The organism is Streptomyces sp. NRRL F-5630 (assembly GCF_000719475.1).
Taxonomy (GTDB): Bacteria; Actinomycetota; Actinomycetes; order Streptomycetales; family Streptomycetaceae; genus Streptomyces.
In genome coordinates this window covers 1-24,103 of record NZ_JOGO01000048.1, presented here as the reverse complement: position 1 = coordinate 24,103, position 24,103 = coordinate 1, and the positions used below count along the sequence as shown (strand labels likewise).

Annotated in this window: 20 protein-coding genes; 12 read left to right on the top strand and 8 right to left on the bottom strand. The window is 75.0% G+C overall.

Annotated elements, in window-relative coordinates:
• The first annotated feature begins 141 nt into the window (after positions 1 to 141).
• Entirely contained in the window at positions 142 to 2,514 is a 2,373-nt protein-coding gene (locus IF99_RS0121080) for a GTPase-associated protein 1-related protein (protein WP_234340789.1), read from the top strand.
• Between the two features lie 25 nt (positions 2,515 to 2,539).
• Here the strand turns inward: IF99_RS0121080 and IF99_RS0121075 are convergent, their stop codons facing one another.
• From IF99_RS0121075 to IF99_RS0121055, 5 genes are all read right to left on the bottom strand, one after another.
• On the bottom strand, positions 2,540 to 3,169 hold the full coding sequence (locus IF99_RS0121075; protein WP_030998167.1) for a 4'-phosphopantetheinyl transferase family protein: 630 nt from the start codon (positions 3,167 to 3,169) through the stop codon (positions 2,540 to 2,542).
• On the bottom strand, positions 3,166 to 4,032 hold the full coding sequence (locus IF99_RS0121070) for a metallophosphoesterase family protein (protein WP_030998166.1): 867 nt from the start codon (positions 4,030 to 4,032) through the stop codon (positions 3,166 to 3,168). Before IF99_RS0121070 ends, IF99_RS0121075 begins: the two co-directional genes overlap by 4 nt.
• Before the next feature lie 85 nt (positions 4,033 to 4,117).
• Positions 4,118 to 4,528 carry a peptide-methionine (R)-S-oxide reductase MsrB gene (msrB, locus tag IF99_RS0121065; protein WP_030998165.1) on the bottom strand — a complete coding sequence of 137 codons (411 nt, stop codon included), beginning with the start codon at positions 4,526 to 4,528 and terminating at the stop codon, positions 4,118 to 4,120.
• 10 nt (positions 4,529 to 4,538) lie between these two features.
• Complete coding sequence (gene murC / locus IF99_RS0121060; RefSeq protein ID WP_030998164.1) at positions 4,539 to 5,951, bottom strand: UDP-N-acetylmuramate--L-alanine ligase; 1,413 nt, start codon at positions 5,949 to 5,951, stop codon at positions 4,539 to 4,541.
• 344 nt (positions 5,952 to 6,295) lie between these two features.
• Positions 6,296 to 6,757 carry an indole-3-glycerol phosphate synthase gene (locus IF99_RS0121055; protein ID WP_078655193.1) on the bottom strand — a complete coding sequence of 154 codons (462 nt, stop codon included), beginning with the start codon at positions 6,755 to 6,757 and terminating at the stop codon, positions 6,296 to 6,298.
• 528 nt (positions 6,758 to 7,285) lie between these two features.
• On the opposite strand from IF99_RS0121055, the gene IF99_RS0121050 reads away from it, so the two are divergent.
• The 5 genes from IF99_RS0121050 to IF99_RS0121030 all read left to right on the top strand — a co-directional run bounded on the left by IF99_RS0121050 (position 7,286) and on the right by IF99_RS0121030 (position 14,184).
• Positions 7,286 to 8,317: a LacI family DNA-binding transcriptional regulator gene (locus IF99_RS0121050; protein ID WP_030998162.1), complete on the top strand. Its 1,032-nt coding sequence runs from the start codon at positions 7,286 to 7,288 to the stop codon at positions 8,315 to 8,317.
• A gap of 93 nt (positions 8,318 to 8,410) precedes the next feature.
• Positions 8,411 to 10,021, top strand: coding sequence for an FAD-dependent oxidoreductase (locus IF99_RS0121045; protein ID WP_030998161.1), 1,611 nt, complete (start codon positions 8,411 to 8,413; stop codon positions 10,019 to 10,021).
• Positions 10,022 to 10,156: 135 nt separating this feature from the next.
• Positions 10,157 to 12,286: a hydantoinase/oxoprolinase family protein gene (locus IF99_RS0121040; RefSeq protein WP_030998160.1), complete on the top strand. Its 2,130-nt coding sequence runs from the start codon at positions 10,157 to 10,159 to the stop codon at positions 12,284 to 12,286.
• Positions 12,283 to 12,894, top strand: coding sequence for a hypothetical protein (locus IF99_RS0121035; protein WP_030998159.1), 612 nt, complete (start codon positions 12,283 to 12,285; stop codon positions 12,892 to 12,894). The genes IF99_RS0121040 and IF99_RS0121035 overlap by 4 nt, the downstream gene beginning before the upstream one ends.
• A gap of 3 nt (positions 12,895 to 12,897) precedes the next feature.
• The gene (locus tag IF99_RS0121030) at positions 12,898 to 14,184 is read left to right on the top strand and encodes a TRAP transporter large permease subunit (RefSeq protein ID WP_030998158.1); all 1,287 of its coding nucleotides are present in this window, start codon (positions 12,898 to 12,900) and stop codon (positions 14,182 to 14,184) included.
• Positions 14,185 to 14,254: 70 nt separating this feature from the next.
• Here IF99_RS0121030 and IF99_RS0121025 read toward each other — a convergent pair whose 3' ends face one another.
• Positions 14,255 to 15,040, bottom strand: a complete 786-nt coding sequence (locus IF99_RS0121025) for a pyrimidine reductase family protein (protein WP_030998157.1) — start codon at positions 15,038 to 15,040, stop codon at positions 14,255 to 14,257.
• Positions 15,041 to 15,076: 36 nt separating this feature from the next.
• Between IF99_RS0121025 and zapE the strand changes: the two genes are divergently transcribed.
• Together zapE and IF99_RS30985 are read left to right on the top strand one after the other, a co-directional pair.
• Positions 15,077 to 16,207, top strand: coding sequence for a cell division protein ZapE (gene zapE / locus IF99_RS0121020; protein WP_030998156.1), 1,131 nt, complete (start codon positions 15,077 to 15,079; stop codon positions 16,205 to 16,207).
• Entirely contained in the window at positions 16,204 to 16,407 is a 204-nt protein-coding gene (locus IF99_RS30985; RefSeq protein WP_037827256.1) for a hypothetical protein, read from the top strand. Before zapE ends, IF99_RS30985 begins: the two co-directional genes overlap by 4 nt.
• A 196-nt stretch (positions 16,408 to 16,603) precedes the next feature.
• Here the strand turns inward: IF99_RS30985 and IF99_RS0121010 are convergent, their stop codons facing one another.
• Positions 16,604 to 17,275, bottom strand: a complete 672-nt coding sequence (locus tag IF99_RS0121010; protein ID WP_030998155.1) for an AIM24 family protein — start codon at positions 17,273 to 17,275, stop codon at positions 16,604 to 16,606.
• Positions 17,276 to 17,361: 86 nt separating this feature from the next.
• Between IF99_RS0121010 and IF99_RS0121005 the strand changes: the two genes are divergently transcribed.
• From IF99_RS0121005 to IF99_RS0120990, 4 genes are all read left to right on the top strand, one after another.
• Positions 17,362 to 18,075: a peptidyl-tRNA hydrolase gene (locus IF99_RS0121005; protein ID WP_030998154.1), complete on the top strand. Its 714-nt coding sequence runs from the start codon at positions 17,362 to 17,364 to the stop codon at positions 18,073 to 18,075.
• A 156-nt stretch (positions 18,076 to 18,231) separates the two neighbouring features.
• Positions 18,232 to 19,542: a DUF692 domain-containing protein gene (locus tag IF99_RS0121000; RefSeq protein ID WP_051703599.1), complete on the top strand. Its 1,311-nt coding sequence runs from the start codon at positions 18,232 to 18,234 to the stop codon at positions 19,540 to 19,542.
• A gap of 115 nt (positions 19,543 to 19,657) precedes the next feature.
• On the top strand, positions 19,658 to 20,416 hold the full coding sequence (locus IF99_RS0120995) for a TIGR04222 domain-containing membrane protein (RefSeq protein WP_030998152.1): 759 nt from the start codon (positions 19,658 to 19,660) through the stop codon (positions 20,414 to 20,416).
• 163 nt (positions 20,417 to 20,579) lie between these two features.
• Positions 20,580 to 22,262: an alpha/beta hydrolase gene (locus tag IF99_RS0120990; RefSeq protein WP_037827255.1), complete on the top strand. Its 1,683-nt coding sequence runs from the start codon at positions 20,580 to 20,582 to the stop codon at positions 22,260 to 22,262.
• 58 nt (positions 22,263 to 22,320) lie between these two features.
• Here the strand turns inward: IF99_RS0120990 and IF99_RS0120985 are convergent, their stop codons facing one another.
• Complete coding sequence (locus IF99_RS0120985) at positions 22,321 to 24,048, bottom strand: thiamine pyrophosphate-dependent enzyme (protein ID WP_030998150.1); 1,728 nt, start codon at positions 24,046 to 24,048, stop codon at positions 22,321 to 22,323.
• Between the last annotated feature and the right edge of the window lie 55 nt (positions 24,049 to 24,103).

Sequence of the window (24,103 nt, the reverse complement as noted above, 5' to 3'; positions counted from 1 at the left end):
GTGATCGCAAGGAAGGTGACGGGCGGTCGGCTCGTCCGCCCGGCGTGCGTGCCGTCCCCGTCACCCCGGTCGCGCGCCCCCGCTACGATTCCCCGCACACGGAGCGCTCTCGGACGCCCGTACGACGAACACGGAGACGGCATGGCGGACGGGCGACCGGGCGACGCGGGGCCTTACGGAATGGTGCTCGGCGTCGTCGATCCGGCTGCCGGGACAGGGGGTCCGGCCGCCTTGCGCCCGGTGCGGGTGACGGCCGGGAGCGAGGTGGTGCGTGCCATCACCTCGCGGGGGTGGCCGGTGCCCGAGGCGGGGACGAGCGTGGGGGTGCTCGACGTACTGCCGGACGGGGGCCGGGTGTTGACGCGGCTGAACGCGCAGGCGGGTGGCGTCTCCGCGCACTGCGTGCACCTGCCCGCCGGGGCGCGGCTGCCCGGGGGCAGGGCGCCCGTGGCCTTTCTCGACGCGCCGGGATGGGGCAGCGGGGACCCGCTCGGCGCCGAGCCGCCCGCCTCCTCCGCGCTCGGGGACTTCGCGCGAGCGCGGGCACCCTGGGTCGGGGCGTTCCTCGCGGGCGTACGGGAAGTCCTGATCCGGGCCGGAGCACGGCGGGAGGAGGAGACGGCGTACGGGGCGGAGGTGTCGTCGGACAGTACGGGCGTGCCGTTCCTCGTCGCCGAGAAGGACCCCTCGCTCGTCGCGCGATGGATAGCCCTCGCCTGCGCCGTACTGCCCGCGGAGCAGGCCGGGTCGCTGTCGTTCACGACGTACGGGCCGTGGGAGGCGGCCCGCAGCGGGCGGCTCGTCGTCGGGGTGCCGCTCGGGAGCGCCCCCGCGGTCGCGGGACAGCGGCTGCTCGACGGGGCGCTGCCCCCGGCCGAGCCGGTCACGGATCTGTGGGCGGCGTGCGCGGCGTGGCTGTGGCGCGAGGGACGGCCCGCGCTCGCGGCGGACGCGCGGCCCGCGCTCGACGGCTTCGCGCTCCTCGCGGCGGCGCACCGTGAGGGCCTCACGATTCCGGCGGCGGTACGGGCCCTCCTGCCCGCCGCGCTCGACGCCCTGCCCGACAGCGAACTCCCCCACGCCATCGGGTCCTTGACCGGGCTGCTCGGCACCGAGCCGCCCGCCGGCGACACCGAGGCCACCGGCCTCGCGCGAGTGTGGGCGCGGCTTGAGGACCGCGCGCCGCTGCACGTCACCTCACCGCTCGCCGGGGCCGTGCTCATGGCGCTCGTCGCGGGCCGGCCCACCGGGGTCCCCGTGCCCGGCGCGACCTCGCTCACCGCCTCCGGCCGCGCCGCGCTCGCCGCGCGCCTCGGCCCGGGACTGCGCGAGGCCGTCGCCGAGCCCACGCTCGGCCCGCGCCGCTCCCTCGCGCTGCTCCAGGCCGCCGCCGTCCTGGGCGTCGAGGTCGAAGGGCCGGTGCTGGAGCAGGTGGCCGACCGGCTCCTGACCGCCCTCACACGCGTACCCGCCGAGGAGGAAGCGCTCCCGGTGCCCGGGGCTCTCGCGGGGCTGCCCGAGCTGTGCGCCGTGCTGCTGCCGCGGCTGGAACGGTACGCCGCACGGGAACCGCTCGCCGCCCAGGCCCTGTTGAACGTCGTCGACCTGCCGCTCGACGCCGCCGTCAGGCCCGTGCCGCACCTGCGCATGTGCGCGAACGCCGCGTCGGCCCGCGCGTTCGCGCTCGACGCGGTGGCGGCCTGGGACGAGCTGCTGCGGACCTCGCGCCCGTCCTGGTCGACCGAACCCGCGCTGCTGCGTACGGCGTTGCGGCTCGTGTGGACCGAACAGCCGCCCGGTCTCGCCGAGATGGCGCACATCCTGGAGGCCGCCGACTCGGACAGCCACCGGGAGGCGGGGACCTGGCGCGAGGCGGTCGCCGCGGCGGAGCGCGGCGGTACGGGCACGGAGGCGGAAGCGGCGGCCGGGCGCGCGCTCGCCGCCCACCTGTTCCGCTCCTTCCCCGCCGAACTGACCCCCCGGACCCGCGCCCGCCTGCGGCTCCTCGAACTGGCCGGGGACGTCGCCGAGGGCCGCGGCGGCGACTGGGCCGAACAGGCCGTGAGGCTCAGGGAGTCGGGCGACCTGGCCGAGCCCACCGGACTCCTCGCGCACGTGTACACCGTCCTGGGCGGCGCGGTGCTCCGCCGGTCGGGGAGCCCCGAGGGGGAGCTGTACGGGCTCGCGCACTGCGGCGACGCGGAACTCCTCGCGGCCTACCAGCGGGTCGCGCGCGAGGACGGCGTCGCGGAGCGGTTGCGCACCGACCCGGCCACGGCGGCGGGTTGCTTCGTGGACTGGACGGCCCATCCGGGAGCCGACCCGGCCTGGGACGCGACGTGCGCGACGCTCCTGGACGAGGTGCTGCGTCCCGCCCTGCGGGGCGCGTCCCGCGCGCACCTGGCCGCGCTCACCACAGCACTCGCGGCGGGCGGCCCGCACCGCGTGAGCGCCTTCGAGAGCTGGCACCAGCGCACCCGCGCGAGCCGCTGGCGCCGCCTGCTCGGGGGCTGAGCGCCGCCCCGGCCGAGGGCTCCCCTCACTCCCGTACCGTCACCGCCGTCACCACCAGCCCGTCCCCCGCCGCCCATCTCCCGCTCAGCTCCCTCACGGGGCCCGCCACCAGGACGCGTGCCGCGAAGGTGCCGTCCGTGGACAGGACGAGTTCCGCCTCCGAGAAGTCGAGGAAGCGGCGGGCCAGCGGGAACCACGCCTTGTAGACCGACTCCTTCGCGCTGAAGAGGATGCGGTCCCAGGAGGGGCCCTCAGGGGGGAGGGCCGCGAGGGCCTCGCGGTCGGACGGCAGGGCGATCAGGTCGAGGACGCCCGGAGGCAGGGGCGCGTTCTCCTCCGCGTCGATGCCGAGGCCGCGCCAGTCGTCGGCCGGGGCCACGGCGGCGGCGCTGTAGCCGGGGCAGTGCGTCATGCTGCCGACGATCCCCGGGGGCCAGCCGGGGGCGCCGCGCTCGCCGGGGAGGAGCGGGACCGGCGGGCGGCCGAGCGCCGCGAGCGCGCGGCGCGCGCAGGCCCGCACCGTCGTGTACTCCGCGCGCCGTTTGGCGACCGCGCGCGCCACGAAGGGCTCCTCCTCGGGGAAGAGCGTGGCGTGCGGGTCCGTGCCGTGGTGGTGCGCGGCGCTGATGCCCTCGGGCAGTACGCGGTGGATCACGGGGAGACCTCGGGGAAGACGGGGCGGGCGAGTTCGGCACGGCGCCCGAACCGCTTCCACTCGCGCGGGTAGCCGAGCGACACCTCTTCGAAGGGCACCCCGTCGTACCGGGCCGAGCGGGGGATGTGCAGGTGCCCGTAGACGACGGCGCGGACGTCGAAGCGCGTGTGCCAGTCGGCGGTGCGGACCGTGCCGCACCACTGCACGAACTCCTGGTGCGTCATGATCTCGGTCGGCCGGCGCACGAGCGGCCAGTGGTTGACGAGCACGAGCGGCGGACCGCCCGCCGCCTCGGCGAGGCGTTTCTCGGTGTAGGCGATCCGGTCCGCGCACCACTCGGCGCGGCCCGCGTACGGCTCGTGGTGGAGTACGGCCTCGTCGGTGCAGACGATGCCCGCCTCGTGCGCGCGGGCGAGCGAGGCTTCCGGGGTCGTGGTCCCCGGGGCGTACCAGGAGTAGTCGTAGAGGGTGAAGAGCGGGGCGATGCGGAGCGGGCCGCCGGAGCCGTCCGGCCCGCCCCCGGGCCCGTCCCACACCGGCCAGGGGTCCTCGGGGGTCAGGACGCCGATCTCGCGGCACAGTGCGACCAGCTTGTCGTACCGTGCCACTCCGCGTGCCTGGTCCGGCTCCCCCGGCAGGGTCCACAGCTCGTGGTTCCCCGGCGCCCACACGACGCGCGCGAAGCGGTCGGCGAGGAGGCGCAGCGCCCAGTCGATGTCGGCGAAGCGCTCGCCGATGTCGCCCGCGACGATGAGCCAGTCCTCCGGGTGGGCGGGACGGATCTCCTCGGTGAGGGCCCGGTTCTCCTCGTACGAGATGTGCAGGTCGCTGACGGCCCGCAGGGTCTTGTGCGTTGCGGTCACCCGAGGAGCCTAGAGCGAAGGGGCGGGCGGCGTAAGACCGTCCCGCCCCTTCCGGGCCCCCGGCGCGTGCCCCGGGCCCCTCGCGTCAGCTCTCGTCGTCCGGAACGAGCCGCACGGAGATCGAGTTGATGCAGTACCGCTGGTCCGTCGGGGTCGCGTAGCCCTCGCCCGCGAAGACGTGGCCGAGGTGGGAGCCGCAGTTGGCGCAGCGGACTTCGGTGCGGACCATGCCGTGCGAGCGGTCCTCGATCAGCTCGACGGCGTCGGAGTCCTTCGGGTCGAAGAAGGACGGCCAGCCGCAGTGCGACTCGAACTTGGTCTCCGAGGTGAACAGCTCGGCACCGCAGGCGCGGCAGTTGTAGACGCCCTTGGTCTTCGTGTCGGTGTACTCACCGACGAAGGCGGGCTCGGTACCGGCCTGGCGGAGCACCGCGTACTCGTCCGGGGTCAGCTCCTCGCGCCACTCCTGGTCCGACTTCTCGACGTTGTACGCCATGGCCTGCTCCTCACTGCTCGGGGTGGTGCGGTCCGGCGGCGAGCCGGTCCAGGATGGCGGGGCCGAGGTCCGTGACGTCGCCCGCTCCCATGGTGAGAACGAGATCACCGGGCTTCGCCATTCCCGCGACGGCCTCCGCGACCTCCTCCTTCGCGTGCAGCGGGCTCACGTCGGCGCCCGCGGCGCGCCCCGCGGCGATGATCAGCTCGCTCGTGACCCCCTCGATGGGGTCCTCGCGGGCCGGGTAGATGTCCAGGACGAGCGAGGAGTCGGCGAGCGCGAGGGCCTGGCCCATCTCCTTGCCCAGCTCCTGCGTGCGCGAGAACAGGTGCGGCTGGAAGACGACGAGGATGCGCCCCTCGGCGGCGCCGCGCATCGCCTCCAGGTCGGCGGCCATCTCGGTGGGGTGGTGCGCGTAGGAGTCCACGACCTGCACGCCCGCCGCCTCGCCCTTGAGCTGGAGGCGCCGCTTCACACCCGTGTAGCTGCGCAGGGCGGAGGCGAGGTTGTGCAGGGGGACGCCGAGCGAGACGCCCGCGACGAGCGCGGCGACCGCGTTGTGGGCGTAGTGGCTGCCCGGCACGGAGACCGTGAACGTGAGCAGCTTCCCGTCCAGCGAGACCGTGACCTCGCTGGTCAGGCCGCGCGGGGCGACCTTGAGCACCCGTACGTCCGCGTCCTCGGCGGAGCCGTAGGTGAGGACGTGCAGGTCCGCCCGGTCCCGCACGCGGCGGGTCAGCTCGCGGGCGCCCTCGTGGTCCGCGGAGATCACCAGGGTGCCGCCGGGGACGATCTTGCCGACGAAGGTCTCGAAGGACTCGTAGATCTCCTCGATCGAGGCGTAGTTCGCGTGGTGGTCGAGTTCGACGTTGAGGACGACGGCGACCTCGGGCGCGTACGTGTGGAAGCTGCGGTCGCTCTCGTCGGCCTCGGCGACGAAGATCTCTCCCGTGCCGTGGTGGGCGTTGGAGCCGGGGGCGTCGAGGTCGCCGCCGATCGCGTAGGAGGCGTCCAGACCGAGCGTCGTGAGGGACACCGCGAGCATCGAGGTCGTCGTCGTCTTGCCGTGCGTGCCCGCGATCGCGAGGGGGCGCGTACCGGCCATGAGGGCGGCGAGGGCGTCCGAGCGGTGCACGACGGGGATGCCCAGTTCCTTCGCCCGTACGAGTTCGGGGTTGTCGGCGCGGATCGCGGACGAGACGACGACGGCGGAGGTGTCCTCGGCGAGGTGGGCCGCGTCGTGGCCGAGGTGCACGGTGGCGCCGAGGGCGCGCAGCGAGGCGGCGGTCGCCGAGTCCTTCGCGTCGCTGCCCGCGACGCTCGCCCCGCGCTGGGCGAGAATCCGGGCGATGCCCGACATCCCGGCCCCACCGATCCCGATGAAGTGCGGTCGGTCGAGGGCGGGGGGAAGGCCGGCTGCCATCTGCTGTGTCTCCAGGGGGTGGGGCGAGGAGCGTGTGTCACCGACGCTTCCCGGGGGGCGAACTGATCGGGACCACCTTAAAGGCCGCCGCCCGGGTGTCCGGCGCGCCTCGGGGGCGCGTGAGAAGCGTGTAACGGTGCGCGCTCCCCCGTCCCCGGAACGCGAGCACCGCCGCCGGTCCCTCCCCCACCCCCGGAACGCGAGCGCGCCACCGATCCGCGAGCACGCCACCGGTCCGCCTGCACGCCGCCGGTCCGCGAGCACGCCACCGCTCCCGCCCCGCCCCGGAACGCGAGCACCGCCGCCGGTCTCCTCGCGTTCCGGGCGCGCCCCGGCCGGGTGGGTCAGTTCGCGGCGTCCGGGCTGTGCGCGTAGAGCTTGAGGACCGGGACGCCGACCTTGTGGCGGGCGCGCGAGGCCCAGTCGCGGTGGAAGAACTCCTCGACGTAGTGCGGCGCGGTCAGGACGATCACCTCGTCCGCCCCGGTCTCCTTGACGGCCCTCGCGACCGCGTCGAGCGGGTGGTCCTCGACGACGTGGCCCACGGCCTGGGCACCGGCGGCGCGCAGCGCCTGGAGCGAGTGCTCCAGGGCGATCTTCGCGGGCGGCACCGCGGACTCGCCCTCGGGCACCTCCGCCTCCCGCACCGCGTCGGTCAGCTCACCGAGCGCCACGTCGTCCACGGCGCGCAGCAGCCGGTCCTGGTCGCCCCGGGGCTGCATCAGGACGTGGAAGGACACGGCCTCCTCGCCGTGCAGGGTGGTGACGAACTCGATGTCCACCTGGGACAGGGCCTGTTCGATCATCAGTACGCTCGTGAACACCTCGGGCGCCTCTTCTCTCAACGGACCGGCGCTCACCGGCCCTACGGTCTCCCGCTACCCCGTGGACGGAGTGGCGTGCGTTCCTCGGGTATGTCCGGCAAACTCCCATCCGCCGCGCGAGGCCTTCCACGCCTCTCGCCGCACCTGGCACCGCGCGACCGCCCTGCGGGCGACGACGGGAATCGCCGGACAGACCCTAGTCTGCCCACCGGACGGTAAACGGAACGGAACATTCCGTAAGGAGGGCCCAGGGACCCGGGCCGTCCACCCCCTCCTGGCCACCTCGCTGTCCCGCCTTCCGTGGCGCAGCCCACACCCCGCGCGCCGCGAATTCCCGCCCAGCCCCTTGACGCCCGCCCATACGAGTCGCAGAGTGCTCACTAATGCGCATTACTAATACGCATTAGTGAGTGAGGTCGACACGTGAACGGCAACAGTCCGGACAAGCCGGGCAAGTCGGCGAGAGCGTCGCGCGAGCCCGTGAAACGGGCGCGTCCGCGACAGGCGGAGGTGGCGCGTCTCGCGGGGGTCTCCCAGGCGACCGTCTCGCTCGTGCTCGGCAACAAGCCGCAGGCCGCGACGATCTCCGACGAGACCCGGCGGAAGGTCATGGACGCGGCCCGCACCCTCGGCTACGTCCCCGACCCGGCGGCGCGCAGCCTCGCCGGGGCCGGCAACAACCTGCTCGGCGTCTTCAGCTTCACGGCGGCCTTCCCCACGGACGTGCAGCACTCGTACTACCCGTTCCTCGTCGGCGTCGAGCAGGAGGCCGCCGCGCGCGGCTTCGACCTCGTGCTCTTCACGGGGTCGAGCGCGCACGGCGCGACGCCGGGCCCCGAGGCGCTGAGCCGGGTACGGCTCGCGGACGGCTGTCTCTTCCTCGGACGGCACGCGCCCACCCGCGAACTGCGGCGACTGGTCGCCGACGGCTTCCCCGTCGTGCACCTGGGCCGCAGGGACGAGCTGGACGGGCTCGCCTGGGTCGGGGCCGACTACGCCCCGGCGAGCCGCGAGGTCGTCCGGCACCTCGTCGCGCTCGGGCACCGGCGGATCGTCCTCGTACGCGAGGACGACGAGGCCCCCGCGACGGCGGACCGCGAACGCGGCTTCCTCGCAGGCTTGGAGGAGGCCGGGCTGCCCCGGGAGGGCGCCGTCTTCCGCACCGCCGCGCCGGAGGGGGACCTGACCCCCGAGCGGCTGCGGGTCTGGCGCGCGGAGGGCGTCACCGCCTTCGTCGCGGAGGAGACCGACACGGGCGCCGCCTGGCGGGCGCTGCGCGCGGCCGTCGCTGCGGCCGGGTACGACTGCCCGCGCGAGCTGAGCCTCGCCCTGCTCGGCGACCCGCCCCCCGACCTCGCGGGCGAGCCGGTACCGACCGGCTTCGCCATCCCGCGCACCCGGCTCGGCGCCGCGGCGGTACGGCTCCTGGCCGCGCTCGTCGCGGGCGAGGACGCGGACGAACCGCTCGTGCCGTGCGCCTTCAGACCGGGGGCGACGGCGGGGCCGGCACCCGAAGCGGTACGGGACCTGGCGGCGACCTGACGCGCCGACGGACCCCGTACCCGTGGCACCGCACCACCCGCACCACCCGCACCACCCGCACCACCCGCACCACCCGCACCACTAGGAGAGCTTGTGACCAGCCAACCGGACATCCTCGTCGTCGGCGGGGGCCTCGGCGGCGTCGCCGCCGCCCTCGCCGCCTGCCGGGCGGGGCGCACCGTCGTCCTGACCGAAGAGACCGACTGGGTCGGCGGCCAGCTCACCTCGCAGGCCGTGCCCCCGGACGAGCACCCGTGGGTCGAGCAGTTCGGCGTCACGGCCTCGTACCGCGCGCTGCGCGAGGCGATCCGCGACTACTACCGCGAGCTGTACCCGCTGCGCGCGGAGGCGGCGGCGCAGCCGGCGCTCAACCCGGGCGCCGGGCGCGTGAGCAAGCTGTGCGCCGAGCCGCGCGCGGGACTCGCGGCGCTGGAGGGGATGCTCGCCCCGTACCGCTCCGCCGGGCTCCTCACGCTGCTCACCGAGCACCGCCCCGTCGCCGCCACGACGGAGGGCGACACCGTCACATCCGTGACGGTCGAGAACCTGCGCGACGGCGGGCGCCGCACGCTCACGGCGCCGTACGTGCTCGACGCGACCGAGACCGGTGAGCTGCTCGAACTCGCGGACGTGGAGCACGTGCTGGGCGCCGAGTCGCGCGCCGAGACCGGCGAGCCGCACGCGCCCGAGCAGGCCGACCCGCTCAACCAGCAGGGCATCACCTTCTGCTTCGCGCTCTCGTACCACGAGGGCGAGGACCACACGATCGAGAAGCCCGCCGACTACGACTTCTGGCGCGCCTACCGGCCGGACTTCTGGCCGGGCCCGCTCCTCGGCTTCCTCGCGCCCGACCCGCGCAGCCTGGAGGCCGTGCCCCGTACCTTCGTGCCGAACCCGGAGCAGGACCCGCTCGCGGTGAGCGCCGACCAGTCGGCCGACGCGGGGGACAAGGAACTCTTCGGCTTCCGGCGCATCCTCGCCCGCAAGCTGCACCGCGAGGGCGCCTTCGGCTCCGACATCACGCTCGTCAACTGGCCGCTCAACGACTACTGGCTCAAGCCCCTGATCGGCGGCGGCGAGAAGACCACCGCCGAGGCGGTCCGCGAGGCCAGGCAGCTCTCGCTCTCCGTCCTGTACTGGCTCCAGACCGAGGCGCCGCGCGCGGACGGCGGCAAGGGCTTCCCCGGGCTGCGCCCGCGCCCCGACGTCATGGGCACCGAGGACGGGCTCGCGAAGGCCCCGTACGTGCGCGAGTCGCGGCGCATCAAGGCCGTCACGACCGTCACCGAGCACGACGTGGCGATAGACCTCGTGGGTCCGACCGGCGGCACGCGCTACCCGGACTCGGTCGGCGTCGGCAGCTACCGCATCGACCTGCACCCCTCGACGGGCGGCGACAACTACATCGACATCGGCTCGGTGCCCTTCGAGATCCCGCTCGGCGCACTCGTGCCGCGCCGCGTGCGCAACCTGCTCCCGGCCGGCAAGAACATCGGCACGACGCACATCACGAACGGCTGCTACCGGCTGCACCCCGTCGAGTGGAACATCGGCGAGGTCGCGGGCGCGCTCGCGGCGCACTGCCTGGACGCGGACCTGACGCCGCGCGAGGTGCAGGCGGACGAGGGGCGCTTCGCGGACTTCGCGGGGCTCCTCGACCGGGCGGGCGTCGAGCGGCACTGGCCGGAGGTACGCGGCTACTGACCCCACCGGGCCCGGGAAGCTCCATGGCGCGCCCGGTCACCCGGGGCGGAGACCGCCGGGCGGGACAGCTCCACCTGTCCCGCCCGGCCCACCGCCCACGCAAGCGCCGACCCAGCACAAGGAGGTGCCCAGACCATGACCACCCACCGCATCCGCGTCGGCATCGACGTGGGCGGAACCTTCACCGACGCCGTCGCCGTGGACAGCGCGACGCTCGCCCTCGTCGGCCAGGTGAAGGTCCCGACCAGCCACCATCACGAGGACGGGGTCGCGCACGGCATCGTGACGGCGCTCGACAAGCTGCTCACCGAGACCGGGCACACCGCCAAGGACGTGTCCTTCCTGGCCCACGGCACGACACAGGCTACCAACGCCCTGCTGGAGGGCGATGTGGCGACCGTCGGGCTCGTCGGCCTCGGCGGCGGCGCCGGCGCGCTCTTCACCAAGCGCCTCGCCTCGCTCGCGAAGACCGAGCTGATCCCCGGCAAGCGCTTCCCCCTCGTCTACGCGCACGTCGCCGACCCCGAGGACCGCGCCGCGGTCGAGCGCGCCGTGGACGAGGTCGTCCGGGGCGGCGCCGAGGTGATCGTCGCGAGCCAGCCCTTCAGCGTGGACCGCCCCGAGGGCGAGGACGCGGTGCGCGAGGCCGCCGCCGCGCGCGGCGTCCCGATGACCGCCGCGCACGACATCACCTCCCTCTACGGGCTCCAGAAGCGGACCCGCACCGCCGTCGTCAACGCGGCGATCCTGCCGCGCATGTTCGCGACGGCCGACCTCGTGGACGCGGCGATCACGAAGGCGGGCGTCGAGGCGCCGCTCATGGTGATGCGCTGCGACGGCGGCGTCATGTCGCTCGACGAGATGCGCCGCCGCCCGCTGCTCACCGTGCTCTCGGGCCCGGCGGCCGGGGTCGCGGGCGCGCTCATGCAGGAGCGGGTCAGCGAGGGGGTCTTCCTGGAGACCGGCGGTACGTCGACGGACATCAGCGTGGTGCGGCGCGGCAAGGTCGCGGTACGGCACGCGACGCTGCTCGGCAAGACCTCGTACCTGTCGGCGCTCGACGTGCGCACCGTGGGGGTCGGCGGCGGCTCGATGGTACGGCTGGACGGCGGCAAGGTGACCATGGTCGGCCCGCGCAGCGCGCACATCGCGGGCCTCCCCTACGCGTGCTTCGCCGCGCCGGGCGAGCTGGCGGACGCGCGGCTCGCCACGATGCGCCCGACACCCGACGACGCGGACGACCACGTCGTGATCGACGCGGCGGGCGGCCGGTACGCGCTCACCATGACGTGCGCGGCGAACGCGCTCGGCCGCGTCCCCGAGGACGACTTCGCGCACGCGGACCGCGAGACGGCCCGTACGGCACTCGCGCCGCTCGCCGCCGCGCTCGGCACCGACGTGGACGGCGCCGCGACGGCGGTCCTCGACGCGGGCACCGCGCGGGTGCGCGAGGTCGTGGACGCGATGATCTCGGACTACCGGCTCGACGAGGACGCGGTCCTGCTCGTCGGCGGGGGCGGCGGCGCCGCCTCGGTCACGCCGCACCTCGCCGCCGCGACCGGCCTCGAAGGCAGGCTCGCGCGCCACCACGAGGTCATCAGCCCGATCGGCGTCGCGCTCGCGCTCGTGCGCGAGCAGGTCGAGCGGATCATCCCCGGCGCGGGCCAGGAGGACATCCTCGCGGTACGGGCCGAGGCCGAGCGGGCCGTCGTCGCGCAGGGCGCGGCGGCCGACGCGGTCGAGGTCGAGGTGACCGTCGATCCGCAGACCAGCACCGTGCGGGCGGTCGCGACGGGAGCCACCGAACTGCGCACCCAGGACCGCGCCCACCGCGCCGACGACGAGGAGCGGCTGCGCCTCGCGGCGACGAGCCTGAAGGCACCGCGCGGCGAGGTGCGCGAGCTGGCCCGCACGGACGCGTACACCGTCTACGGGACCGAGAAGCACCGCAGGCTGCGCGGCACGAGACACCCCGTCCGGGTCGTGGACGCCGACGGCGTCATACGGCTGCACGCGCCCGACGCGCGGATCGAGACGACGACCGTGGGCGCCGCCGCGCACACCCTCGCGACGCTCGTGGACGCGTCCACGGCGTACGGGGACGGCGGGGTGCGCGCCCCGGCGCTGCGGCTGCTCATCGGCTCGCGGATCGCGGACCTCTCCGGGGTGCTCGACCCCCAGCCGCTGCTCGCCCTGGCCCGTACCGAACTGGAGGGGCGCCCGGCGGACGAGCGGGTCGTGGCCCTCGTGGAGGAGCGCTCATGAACACCGCGACCGTGAGGGCCGAAGAGCTCTCGACCGTGGACGACCTCACCTACGGGGCCCGCTTCCTCGCCTCGCTGCCGCTGCACGCGCACCGCGACCCCGCCGTGCTGCGGCGCTGGGCCGAGGCGGCGGACCGCTTCGGCGCCGAGCTGGCGCGCACCCCGTCGCCCGTTCCCGCGCATGTCGTGGAGCGCACGGGCGGTCTGGAGCGCGGGCTCCTCGCGCGCTACACCTCGCGCCCGCGCGCGGTGGAGCTGTACACCGACGCGATCGCCGCCGCCGAGCGGCTCGTGGCCCGGCACGGCTGGCGCGAGTGGTTCCCCGCCGGTTCGGTACGGGCCGCCGCGCTCGCCCACGAGGCCGTGCACGAGCGGCTCCACCACGGCCCCGAGCGGGCCGCGCTCAAGCGCGCGCTCGGGCACACCGCGCTGCGTCTCGGGCGGCTGCGCGTGCCCGCGCACGTCGCGGGTGCCGAGGAACTCGCCGCCCACGCCTACGCGCGCACCGTCTGCGGTCTCGGCCGCAGCCCCCTCCTGCTGTCCGCCGCGCTCGCCGCGTCCTGCACCGCCCCCGCGCCCGCCCCGGCGCCGTCGGCCAGAGAGAAGTAAGTCATGGGCATCATCATCCTGCTCGTCATGGCGGCCGGTGTCGCCGCGATGCTCACCCGCAAGCTCCCCACCGCGTTCGCGCTCGTCCTGCTCGGTGTCGTCATCGCGCTCGTCTCGGGCGCGCCGCTCACCGGCAAGGACAGCGTCCTCGACACCGTGCTCCAGGAGGGCGCCCCGGCGCTCGCCGCGACGATGATCGCGATCCTGCTCGGCTCGTGGCTCGGCAAGCTGCTCGACGAGACCGGCATCGCGGGGACCCTGGTCCGCAAGATCGTCGAGTTCGGCGGGGACCGGCCCACGGTCGTCGCGCTCGGCGTCCTCGTCGTCTCGACGCTCATCGGCACGGTGACCGGCTCCGCGCCCGCCGCGATGCTCGCGGGCATCATCGGCATCCCCGCGATGATCGCCGTCGGCATCCCGAAGGTCACGGCGGCGGGGACGATCCTCATGGGCATCGCCGCCGGGATGCCGTTCGAGCTGCCGGTGTGGCAGTTCTTCTCCAGCGCGCTGGACATGCCGGTCCACGACGTGCGCCACTTCATGATCCAGCTCTTCCCGTTCGCGCTCTTCGCGGCCGTGATGTTCGTGCTGGTCGAGTCGCGGCGCCGGGGTGTCGAGCACGCCTGGGCCTTCCGTACGGAGGCCCCGCGCTCGAAGGCGGCACGGCGGCGCGCCGAGCTGGGCGACGCGCCGTGGTACGCGCTGCTCACGCCGCTCGTCCCCCTCGTCCTCGCGCTCGGCTTCGACATCGCGATCATCCCCTCGCTGCTCGCGGGGGTGCTCTACGCGCTCGTGACGACGACGCGGCCCGGCGAGATGAACCGGCGCCTGCTGCGCACGCTCTACAACGGCTTCGAGGTCGCCGCGGCGCCGATGACACTGTTCGTCGCGATCGGCATCCTGCTCGCCGCGGTGAAGCTGCCGGGCGCGATCGACGCGCTCGAACCGCTCGTGCGCGCGGTCACACCCGAGAACCCGGTGCTGTTCGTCGTGGTCTTCGCGCTGCTCGTGCCGCTGTGCCTGTACCGGGGTCCGCTCAACGTGTACGGGCTCGGGGCCGGCATCGCGGGCGTGCTCATCGCGACCGGGATCTACCCGGCGATCGCGGTGCTGGGCATCACGGCCTCGTACAACCAGGTCTTCGGCGTCGCGGACCCGACGAGCACGCAGACGGTGTGGTCCGCGCAGTACGCGGGCGTGAGCCCGCAGCAGGTGATGGTCCGCACGCTGCCGTACGTGTGGTTCGTGGCGCTCGGGGGCTTCGTGGTGACGGCGGCGGTGCACCTGTGACGGACCGCTGAGCCGTGGGGGCGGGCCGCTTCCTTCCCGGGGCGGCCCGCCCCGTCGCGTGTCGCGCGCCTCAGGCCGTCTCCCGCACGTACCGCGTGAAGAGGAAGCCGTCCTCCGTGAGGATCGAGGCGGGGCGCAGCCGGGCGGGGGTCGGCAGGGCCAGGGGCGCGTGGGCGATGCGGCTCGCCTCGCCCGCCGTGAGGAACGGGGAGACGGTGAGGCACAGCTCGTCGAGCGTGTCGGCGGCGATGAGCGCGCCGAGCAGGCGGGGGCCGCCCTCGGCGAGCTGGCGGCGCAGGCCGCGCGCGGCGAGTTCGGCGCGCAGGCGGGCCGGATCGGCGCCCCGGCCGCTCCCCGCCACGACGACCTCGGCGCCCGCCTTCCGCGCCGCGGCGACCCGCTCGGCGGGAGCCTCCGCGCCGGTGAGCACGAGCGTGGGGACGACGGGCGCGGTGAAGAGGGGCAGGCTGAAGTCGAGGTCGAGCGAGGCCGAGACGACCGCGATCGCCGCGGCGGGCGCCTGCCCGCGCTCCGCGCGCGCGGCGGCGAACGCCTCGCGCGCCTTCGCGGGACGGTACCGCTCCTGGCGCGCTGTCTCGGCGCCGACCACGATGACGTCCGCCAGCGCCCGCAGCACGCCGAAGACCCGCATGTCGGCCGCTCCCGAGATGCCCTGCGAGCGGCCCTCGTGGAAGGCCGCTCCGTCGAGGGTCGTGACCATGTTGGCGCGCAGGACACCGGCCTCGGGCAACGGCTCGGGGTAGGCGTACAGGGCGGCCAGCTCGGCGAGCGACCACTCGCGCGCGGTGGCGGCCGTGCTCGGGGCCGGGTCGGTCACGGGGAACAGGCGTCGCATACCGGCAGTCTCGCACGGCGCTTACAGTGGGTACTCGTGTCCACCTCCACGCCCCTGGCCGAGGCGCAGCCCCTGTCGCTGTGCGCCCGCGAGCCCCGTGTCCCCCCGGAGCGCCTGGTCGCGGAGCTGGTGCCGCCGCCGCGTTTCGACTCGGTCCGCTTCAGCACGTACGTGCCCGACCCGAAGCAGCCGAGCCAGGCGGAGGCGGTACGGGAACTGTCCGCGTTCGCCGCCTCGCTCGGCGCGGCCCCCGCCGCCCCGGGCAGGCGCGGGTGGTTCGGCCGCAAGAGCCGTCCTCCTCGTACTGCCCGGAGTGCTGCCCGGACGAGCGCGCCCGCCGCACCGCGCGGGATGTACCTCGACGGCGGCTACGGCGTCGGCAAGACCCACCTGCTCGCCTCGCTGTGGCACGCGACCGAGGCGCCGCCCGAGAAGAAGGCGTTCGGGACCTTCGTGGAGCTGACGAACCTCGTCGGCGCGCTCGGCTTCCAGCAGACCGTGGCGACGCTGAGCGGTCACCGGCTGCTGTGCATCGACGAGTTCGAGCTGGACGACCCGGGCGACACGGTGCTCGTCTCCTCGCTGCTCGCGCGGCTCGTCGAGGCGGGCGTGGCACTCGCGGCGACATCGAACACGCTGCCCGGCAAGCTCGGCGAGGGCCGCTTCGCGGCGCAGGACTTCCTGCGCGAGATCCAGGGCCTGTCCGCGCACTTCCGCGCGCTGCGCATCGACGGCGAGGACTACCGGCACCGTGGCCTGCCCGAGGCGCCCGCGCCGTTCACCGAGGAGCAGGTCGTACGGGCGGCGGAGGCGACGCCGGGCGCGAGCCTCGACGCCTTCCCCGCCCTCCTCGGCCACCTCGCCCGCGTGCACCCGAGCCGCTACGGGGCACTCACGGACGGGCTGAACGCGGTGTGCCTCACCGGGGTCGCCCCGGTGCCCGACCAGTCGACCGCGCTGCGCCTCGTCGTCCTCGCCGACCGCCTCTACGACCGCGAGGTCCCCGTGCTCACCTCGGGCCTGCCCTTCGACCGGCTCTTCTCCGAGGAGATGCTGAACGGCGGCTACCGGAAGAAGTACTTCCGCGCGATCTCGCGGCTCACGGCCCTGGCGCGCGACGCGAAGCCGCTCGCGGAGACACCGGCGGCGGAGAGGGCCGAGGGATGACGGAGCGGGCGGAGGAGGCACCCGGGGCCGCCGCGACGGACGCGGTGGTCAGGGCAGAGGGGCACGGCGGGGCGGACGAGCCTCGCGCCGCGTGCGTGCTGTGCCAGGAGCCGAGCGAGTACCCCGCGTCGCACCGGGGGATCACGCTCTGCCCGCGCTGCGCCTGGCTGGAGGGGCAGCGCACCGCCTGCTCGGGGTGAGGAAGCCTGCCCGGGGTGCACGCCTCGCCTGCTAGGAGGCGCGGCCCTGCCCCCGGGCCGAGGTCCCCGCCCCGGCCGGAGGCTCTGCGCGGGCGGGGGCTCTGCTCGGCCGTGTGGGGCTCTGCTCGGCCGTGTGGGGCTCTGCTCGGCCGTGTGGGGCTCTGCTCGGTCAGGGCAAACGCCCGGGGGCCCGCCCTCAGTTCGCCTTCTGCTCCGGCGTCGCCTCGCTCGGCCGCACGATGACGAACCCCTCGCCGTCGAGCCGCAGTTGGACCGCCTCGCCGGAGCCCCCGCGCAGCATCGAGCCCACGCTCTGCGAGCGGTGCAGGCTCGTCTGGAGGTGGGCGCTCCAGCCGACGACGGCGTCCGTGTCGACGAAGACGGGCTGTCCCTGACCGACCGGGATGACGAGCGGGTGCCCCTCACACATGAGGCCGAGCTTGCCCTGCCCGGAGAAGACGCTGTTGAAGAGGCCGCCGCCGGTCATGCCGGCCCCCTTCACCGTCTTGATCTCGTAGCCGAGGCTCGGGTCGAAGCACAGCACGTTGCGCCCGTTGACCGTGAGCTGGTCGCCCTGCTCGATCTCGACGACGAAGACGTTCTGCGCCTCGTGCGCGAACCACGCCTCGCCGTTGCCCGCGACGGACATGAGCGGGAGGCCCTCGCCGGTCACAGCACGCTTGAGCAGGCCCCCTATGCCCTGGCCCTTGCGCTCGAACCGGAGATCGCCGCGGAAGGCGATCATGGCGCCCTGCCGCGCGAACATCTCGCCCCGCACGACGTACTTGAGGGTCTTAGGGTTCTCCACCGTGAGCCCCGGGACGGCGGAGCGGGCGAGGAAGTCGGCACCGAAAAGATCACTCTTCATGCCCCCATGATGGCCGGGCCCGCCCGGGGCGCCAAGGGGTTGCGCGGCTTGGCGGGGCGCGGTGGCGCCCTGGCAGACTGGCGGGCGTGACCAGCAGCGACTTCCCTCCCCCGCCCCTCCCCGAGGCGCACTCGCCCCGCGACGAGGCCCCCCAGTTCGTCCTCCCCCTCGTGCTGCACCTGGAGAAGACGGCGCCCCCGGCCCGCACGGACGCGCTGGAGACGGCCGCCCGCGCCGTGCTCGCGCTGCTCTCGGACCCGCGCGCCGAGGGCGAGGGGCCGTGGGCCGGGGCGGTGCGGGACTGGCAGGACGCCCGTATCCGCAAGGTCGTGCGGCGCGCGCGGGGTGCCGAGTGGCGGCGGGCCGAGGCGCTGGACGGGCTGACGCTGCGCGGCGGGAGCGCCGAGGTACGCGTCTACCCGCCGATCCCGCTCGACGGCTGGCCCAAGGACCTCGCGAAGCTCCAGGTGTCGGGGACGGAACTGAGCGACCCGGAGCCGCCCGGCGCGCCCGCGCCCGGCACCCCGGTCGTGTGGCTCAACCCCGAGGTCGGCATGTCGGCGGGCAAGACGATGGCGCAGGCGGGGCACGCGGTGCAGCTCGCCTGGTGGGAGCTGGACGCCGAGCGCCGCACCGCGTGGGCGGAGGCCGGGTTCCCGCTCGCCGTGCGGACGGCGGAGAAGGAGCGGTGGCGGGCACTCGTCGCGGCCGGGCTCCCCGTGGTCCACGACGCGGGCTTCACGGAGGTCGTGCCCGGTTCCGCGACGGCGGTGGCGGACCTGCGGGAGTACGGGGGCTGAGGCGGTCGCCCCGGCCGCCGCCTCGCGCGGGCGGGCGGGGCGTCGTGCGACGCCAACCTCAAGTACGGCTCTGAGAAAGTCCCCCGCGCGGTTGACCCGCTCCCCCGCCGGTCATCACCCTTTCGCGAGAGGTACGGCGGCAGGAGGGGGACGGGGATGACCGTGGCGGCGGGCGCGCGCGAGGAGGCGGGGCTGCGGCTCGGGGCCGGGATCGGGTGGCGGCCCGAGATCGCGGACGCCGTGGAGCGGATGGACGTGGACTGGGTCGAGGCCGTCGCCGAGAACATCTGCCCGGGCCACGTGCCGGAGTCGCTGCTACGGCTGCGGGCGCGCGGGGTGACCGTCGTGCCGCACGGGGTCGGGCTCGGGCTCGGCGGTGCCGGGCGGCCCGACGCGGGGCGGCTCGCCGCGCTCGCGGAGCGGGCCGAGGTGCTGGGCTCGCCGCTCGTCACGGAGCACATCGCCTTCGTACGGGCCGGAGCCTTGGAGGCCGGTCACCTGCTGCCGGTGCCGCGCACCCGCGAAGGGCTCGCGGTGCTGTGCGAGAACGTGCGCGTCGCGCAGGACTCGCTCCCCGTACCGCTCGCCGTCGAGAACATCGCCGCCCTCTTCACGTGGCCAAACGAGGAGCTGACCGAGGGACAGTTCCTGTACGAGCTGGTCGAGCGGACCGGCGTGCGGCTCCTGGTCGATGTCGCGAACCTGTACACGAACCAGGTCAACAGCGGCGAGGACGCCGTCCGCGCGCTCGACGGACTACCGCTCGAAGCCCTCGCCTACGTGCACGTCGCGGGCGGTGTCCTGCGCGAGGGGGTGTGGCACGACACGCACGCCCACCCCGTACCGCCGCAGGTCCTCGCGCTGCTCGGCGAGTTGTGCGCGCGGGCCGAGCCGCCCGGGGTGCTGCTCGAACGGGACGACGACTTCCCCCCGGCCGGTGAGCTGGAGGGCGAGCTGCGGTTGATCCGCGAGACGGTGCGCGGGAGCGCGGCGGCCGCCGGGGGGAGCGCCGTCGTGCCCCGCACCGGGGGCGCCGCCGTTCCCGAGGCCACCCGGGCTCGTCTCGCCGAGGAGCAGTACGCGCTGCTCGCCGCGCTCGTCGCGGGCGGGCCCGTGCCCGGCGGCTTCGACGCGGAGCGCCTCGCGGTGCAGGCGGCGGCGCTCGCGGGCAAGCGGGGGCAGATCGTCGGCAAGGTGGCGCCCGAACTGCCGCGCCTGCTCGGCGCGCGGTACCGGTCGGCGTTCCGCGCGTACGCGACGACACGCCCGCTGACCGGCGGCTACCGGCGCGACGCGCTCGACTTCGCCGCCCATGTGCTGGAGCACGCCGAGCCGCCCCTGCCCGCCCGTACCCGTCGCGCCCTCGGCCGCTGGCACGCGGACCGCTCGGGCCCGGTGCCGCCGCGCGGCGGACCGCTGAGGCGGCTGGGGCGCGGGAGGCGAAGGGGTGAGGAAGCCGGGGGGTGAGCGGCCGAGGGCGCGTCCGCGGTCCGTGCCGGTCCCGCCCCGGCGTGCCGCACGTCACCACCCGGCTGTGAGCACCGTCATGGCGTGTCCCACGCACCGGCGTTACAAAGCGGATGTGTTGTGGATACCCGTCCTGTTGCTGGCCTCGGCGGCCTCCGTCGTCGCCTGTGCGCGGCTCCTCCGCGCCGCGATGCGCGCCGCCGATCCCCGTTTCCGGCTCACGACGGGCCGGGGCGAGCCCGCCGCGCGACCGCTCGGGCTCGCCGAGACGGCCTTCCTCGTCGGTGGCCCCGCGCGGGTCGCCGAGGTCACGCTCGTGGCGATGGCGCGGCGCGGCCGATTGCTCCTCGCGCACACGGGCTGGGCCACGGCCGTCGCGGACCGCCCGGCCGACCCGCTGGAGGGCGCGGTGCTCGGCGCGCTCGGCCCCGGGCTGCAACTGCCGGTGACCCAGTTGCGCGCGACCGTCGCCGCGTCGGCGGAGGTACGGGCGCTCGGCGAGCGCCTGAGCGCGGCCCGGCTCGCCGTGCCCGCGGAGATCCAGTCGCTCGTCGCCGGGGCCCTGCGGCGGTCGCGGCGCACGGTGCTCGGCGTGGCCGCGGCCGGGCTCGTCTCGCTCCTGTTCCTGCCGCACGGCGGGCACTCGGCGGCGGAGATCGCGGGGTGGTTCGGGCTGCCGCTGCTGCTCGGCGGGGGCAGCCTCGTCATCGCGCGCGTCGATCTCGCCCCGTACGGGCGCTGGGCGACGCCGCTGGGCGCCGAGGCGGTGCGCGGGGCAGCGGGCCACGAGGCGCTCGCGCTCGCGGTGCACGGCGTACGGGCGGTGCACGAGCCGCAGTTCCGGGCGGCGCTCACGGTCCGTACGGCGGCCTGAGCCGCCCCGGCACGGCACGCCGCCGCCCGTCGCGACTCCGGGACCGCCGCCCCGACACGGGGTGGCGGTCCTTTACTTCGCCCATTCTCGTACGAATTATCCCTTTTATCGTTTCTTCGTCCCGCTGCCCGTCGAGCCGTGGCGGCGGAAGGGATCGCCCCGTATGAGAGTCCCCCGCAGGTCCGCTTCCCGTTTCGTCCTGGTCCCGGCCGCCGCCGGTTCGCTCCTGCTCGGCTGCCTCGGCGCGGCCCCGGCGGGCGCGCTGTCCTCCTCCCGCTCCCCCTCGCCCGCCCCGTCCGCCGCCGGGCAGCCCGCCGGGGTCGGTGAGAGCGTCGCGCGGGCCGCCGCGCGCGGCATCGCCTTCGGCACCTGCCCCGCCGTGGAGCGGATGCCGCGCAGCGTGGAGTGCGGGACGGTCGAGGTGCCGCTCGACTACGCGCACCCGGACGGCGAGCGGATCAGTCTCACGGTCAGCAGGATCGCGGCGACGGGGGCGCCCGCGAAAGCGGGCGGGAAGCGCACCGAGCGGCAGGGCGCGCTGCTCTTCAACCCGGGCGGTCCGGGCGGCTCGGGGATGTACTTCCCGCTGCTCGGCGCGTACCCCGAGTGGAAGAAGCTCGCCGCCGCGTACGACTTCGTGGGCTGGGCGCCGCGCGGCGTGGGACGCTCCGCGCCGCTGAGCTGCCAGGACCCCCAGGAGTACGCGAAGGCCCCGGACACCTCGCCCGTCGAGCCCGACGAGGCGTACAAGCGGGCCCGGCTCACGCGCGCCGAGGCGTACGCGAAAGGCTGCGCGACGCGGTCCGGCGCGAAGCTGCGCCACTACACCTCGCTCAACAACGCGCGCGACCTGGAAGTGCTGCGCGCGGCACTCGGCGAGCCCTCCCTCAACTTCATGGGCGCCTCGTACGGCACCTACCTCGGCGGCCTGTACGCGACGCTCTTCCCCGGCCACGTGCGGCGCATGGTCCTCGACTCGGCGGTCGATCCCCGTCCCGAACAGATCTGGTACCGCAACAACCTCGATCAGTCCTTCGCCTTCGAGCGGCGCTGGAAGGACTTCACCGACTGGGTCGCGCGCCACGACGACGCCTACCACCTCGGAACCAGCGGTACGGCCGTACGGGCCGCCTACGACAAGGTGCGCGCGCGCCTCGCGCTGCGCCCGGCGGGCGGCACGGTGGGCCCCGCCCAGCTCCAGGCCGCCTTCCTCAAGGCCGCGTACTACGACGACTACTGGGTCTCGCGCGCCGAGGTGCTCTCACGGCTCGTCGTCGACAAGGACGAGAAGCCGCTCCTGAAGCTCGCGGCGCCGCCGAGCGCCGCCGCCGCGAAGGAGGACGAGAACGGGACGGCGGTGTACACGGCCGTCGAGTGCAACGACGCCGCGTGGCCCACGGACTTCGCGACGTGGGACAGGGACAACACGCAGCTGGCCTCGGTCGCCCCCTTCGAGACCTGGGACAACGCCTGGATGAACCTCCCCTGCGCCTCGTGGCCCGCGCCGCGCCGGCGGCCGCTGGACATCGGCGTCCGCCCCGGCGTCCTGCCCCCGGTCCTGATCCTCGCCGCCGAGCGCGACGCGGCGACCCCGTTCGAGGGCGCCCTCGAACTGCGCCGCCGCCTCAGCGGCGCGGCGCTCGTCACGGAACGCGGCGCGGGCACGCACGGCATCGCGGGCGGCGCCAACGCCTGCGTCAACGCGGCGGTCGACACGTACCTCCTGACCGGCCGGGTTCCCGGGAACGGCACCCTGGACTGCGCCCCCCACAAGGAGCCGGAGCCGGCGAAGACCGCCGACCGCCCGGAGGAGGGACGGGCCCGGACGGCGCTGCGGGAGCGCTGAGCCGAACGAGGGCGCGGGGAGGGGGCCGGAAGGCACCGGCCCCCTCCCCGCGCCGCGCTCACTCCCCCGTGCTGGACAGGTTCTCGCGCACTTTGGCGACCGCGTAGCCCCAGCCCTGCTGGACCGTGGGCTTGCCCGGGACGGCGATCTCCTCGGGGTTGGTGAGGACGTCGAGCAGCACCGGCCCTTCGCAGGCGAAGGCGCGGGCCACCGCCTCCTCCAGCTCGTCCGCGTGCGTGACGCGGATTCCGGTGATGCCGAGGGCCTCCGCGACGCGGGCGAAGTCGGGGTTGTCGAGCGTCGTGCCGAACTCGGGCAGACCGCCCTGCTCCTGTTCGAGCTTGACCATCCCGAGACGCTGGTTGTCGAAGACGACGAGCTTGAGCGGCAGCCGCTGCGTGCGCACGGTCATGAAATCGCCGAGGAGCATCCCCAGCCCGCCGTCCCCGCAGAAGGCGACGGTCTGCCGCCCGGGGTCGAGGAGCTGGGCACCGATCGCCTGCGGCATGGCGTTGGCCATCGAGCCCAGGTTGTAGGAGCCGAGCAGGCGGCGGGTGCCGCGCATGTGCACGAAGCGGGAGAGCCACACGGTGGACATGCCGGTGTCGGAGGTGAACACGGCGTCGTCGGCCGCGGCCCGGTCGACGGCCGCGGCCAGCGCCTCGGGGCGCACGAGGTGGTCCCGGTTGTCGAGGGCGGCGCGGACCCGGCCGAGCAGCTTGCGGTCGTGGCCGGGCGCGGTCAGCCGGTCCTGCGCCTTGCGCCACGTGGCGTACAGACCGGTGGCGTGGTCCAGGTGCGCGCGGTCCTCGCGCGGGGCGAGGTGGTGGAGCAGTCCGCGCACGGTGGGACCGACGTCCGCGGCGAGCGCGATGTCGACCGGGACACGGCGGCCGATGTGCTCGGCGACCCGGTCGACCTGCACGACCTTCTTCCCTTCCGGGTACCACTCGCGGTACGGGAAGTCCGTGCCGAGCAGGAGAAGGGTGTCGGCGGAGTCCATGGCGTGGGCGGCGGCGGGGTTGCCGATGAGTCCCGTCTGCCCGACCTGGAAGGGGTTGTCGTCCTCCAGCCCCTCCTTCGCCTTGAGGGTGAGGACCATCGGGGCGGCGAGCCGGTCCGCGAGGGCGAGCACGTCCGCGCGGCTGTCGCGGGCCCCCTGGCCCACGAGCAGGGTGACCTTGCCGCCGTCGTCGAGGAAGTCCGCGGCGGCCTCGACGGCGGGATCGTCCGGACGGTTCTGCGAAGGGGTCACGGCCAGGCGCAAGGGGCGGTCGTCCGGGACCTCCTGGTCGCCGATGTCACCGGGAACGGTGAGGACGGCGACGCCTCGCCGCCCGACGGCGTGGCGCACCGCGATCTCCAGGAGGGCGGGGAACTGCGCGGGCGAGGTGACGGTGGCGCGGAAGACGGCGACGTCCTTGAAGAGCAGGTCGTTGTCGACCTCCTGGAAGTAGTCGCTGCCGACCTCGGAGAGCGGCACCTGACCGGCGATGGCGAGAACGGGGGTACCGCTCTTGGCCGCGTCGTACAGGCCGTTGAGGAGGTGGACGGCGCCGGGTCCCACGGTGCCCATGCACACGCCCAGCGTGCCGCTGAGCTGGGACTGGGCGCCGGCGGCGAAGGCGGCGGCCTCCTCGTGGCGGCAGCCCACCCAGGTGACGGACTCCGAGGTGCGCAGGGCGTCCGTGACCGGGTTGAGCGCGTCACCGACGACGCCGAAGACGTGCCGGACGCCCAGTTCCTCCCAGGCGTCCACGAGAAGGCGGGCAACGGTGCGGGACATGCGGTTCTCCTACGGGTGGGAGGGGACCCGCCGCGGGGCGGGTCCGGGGGCGGGG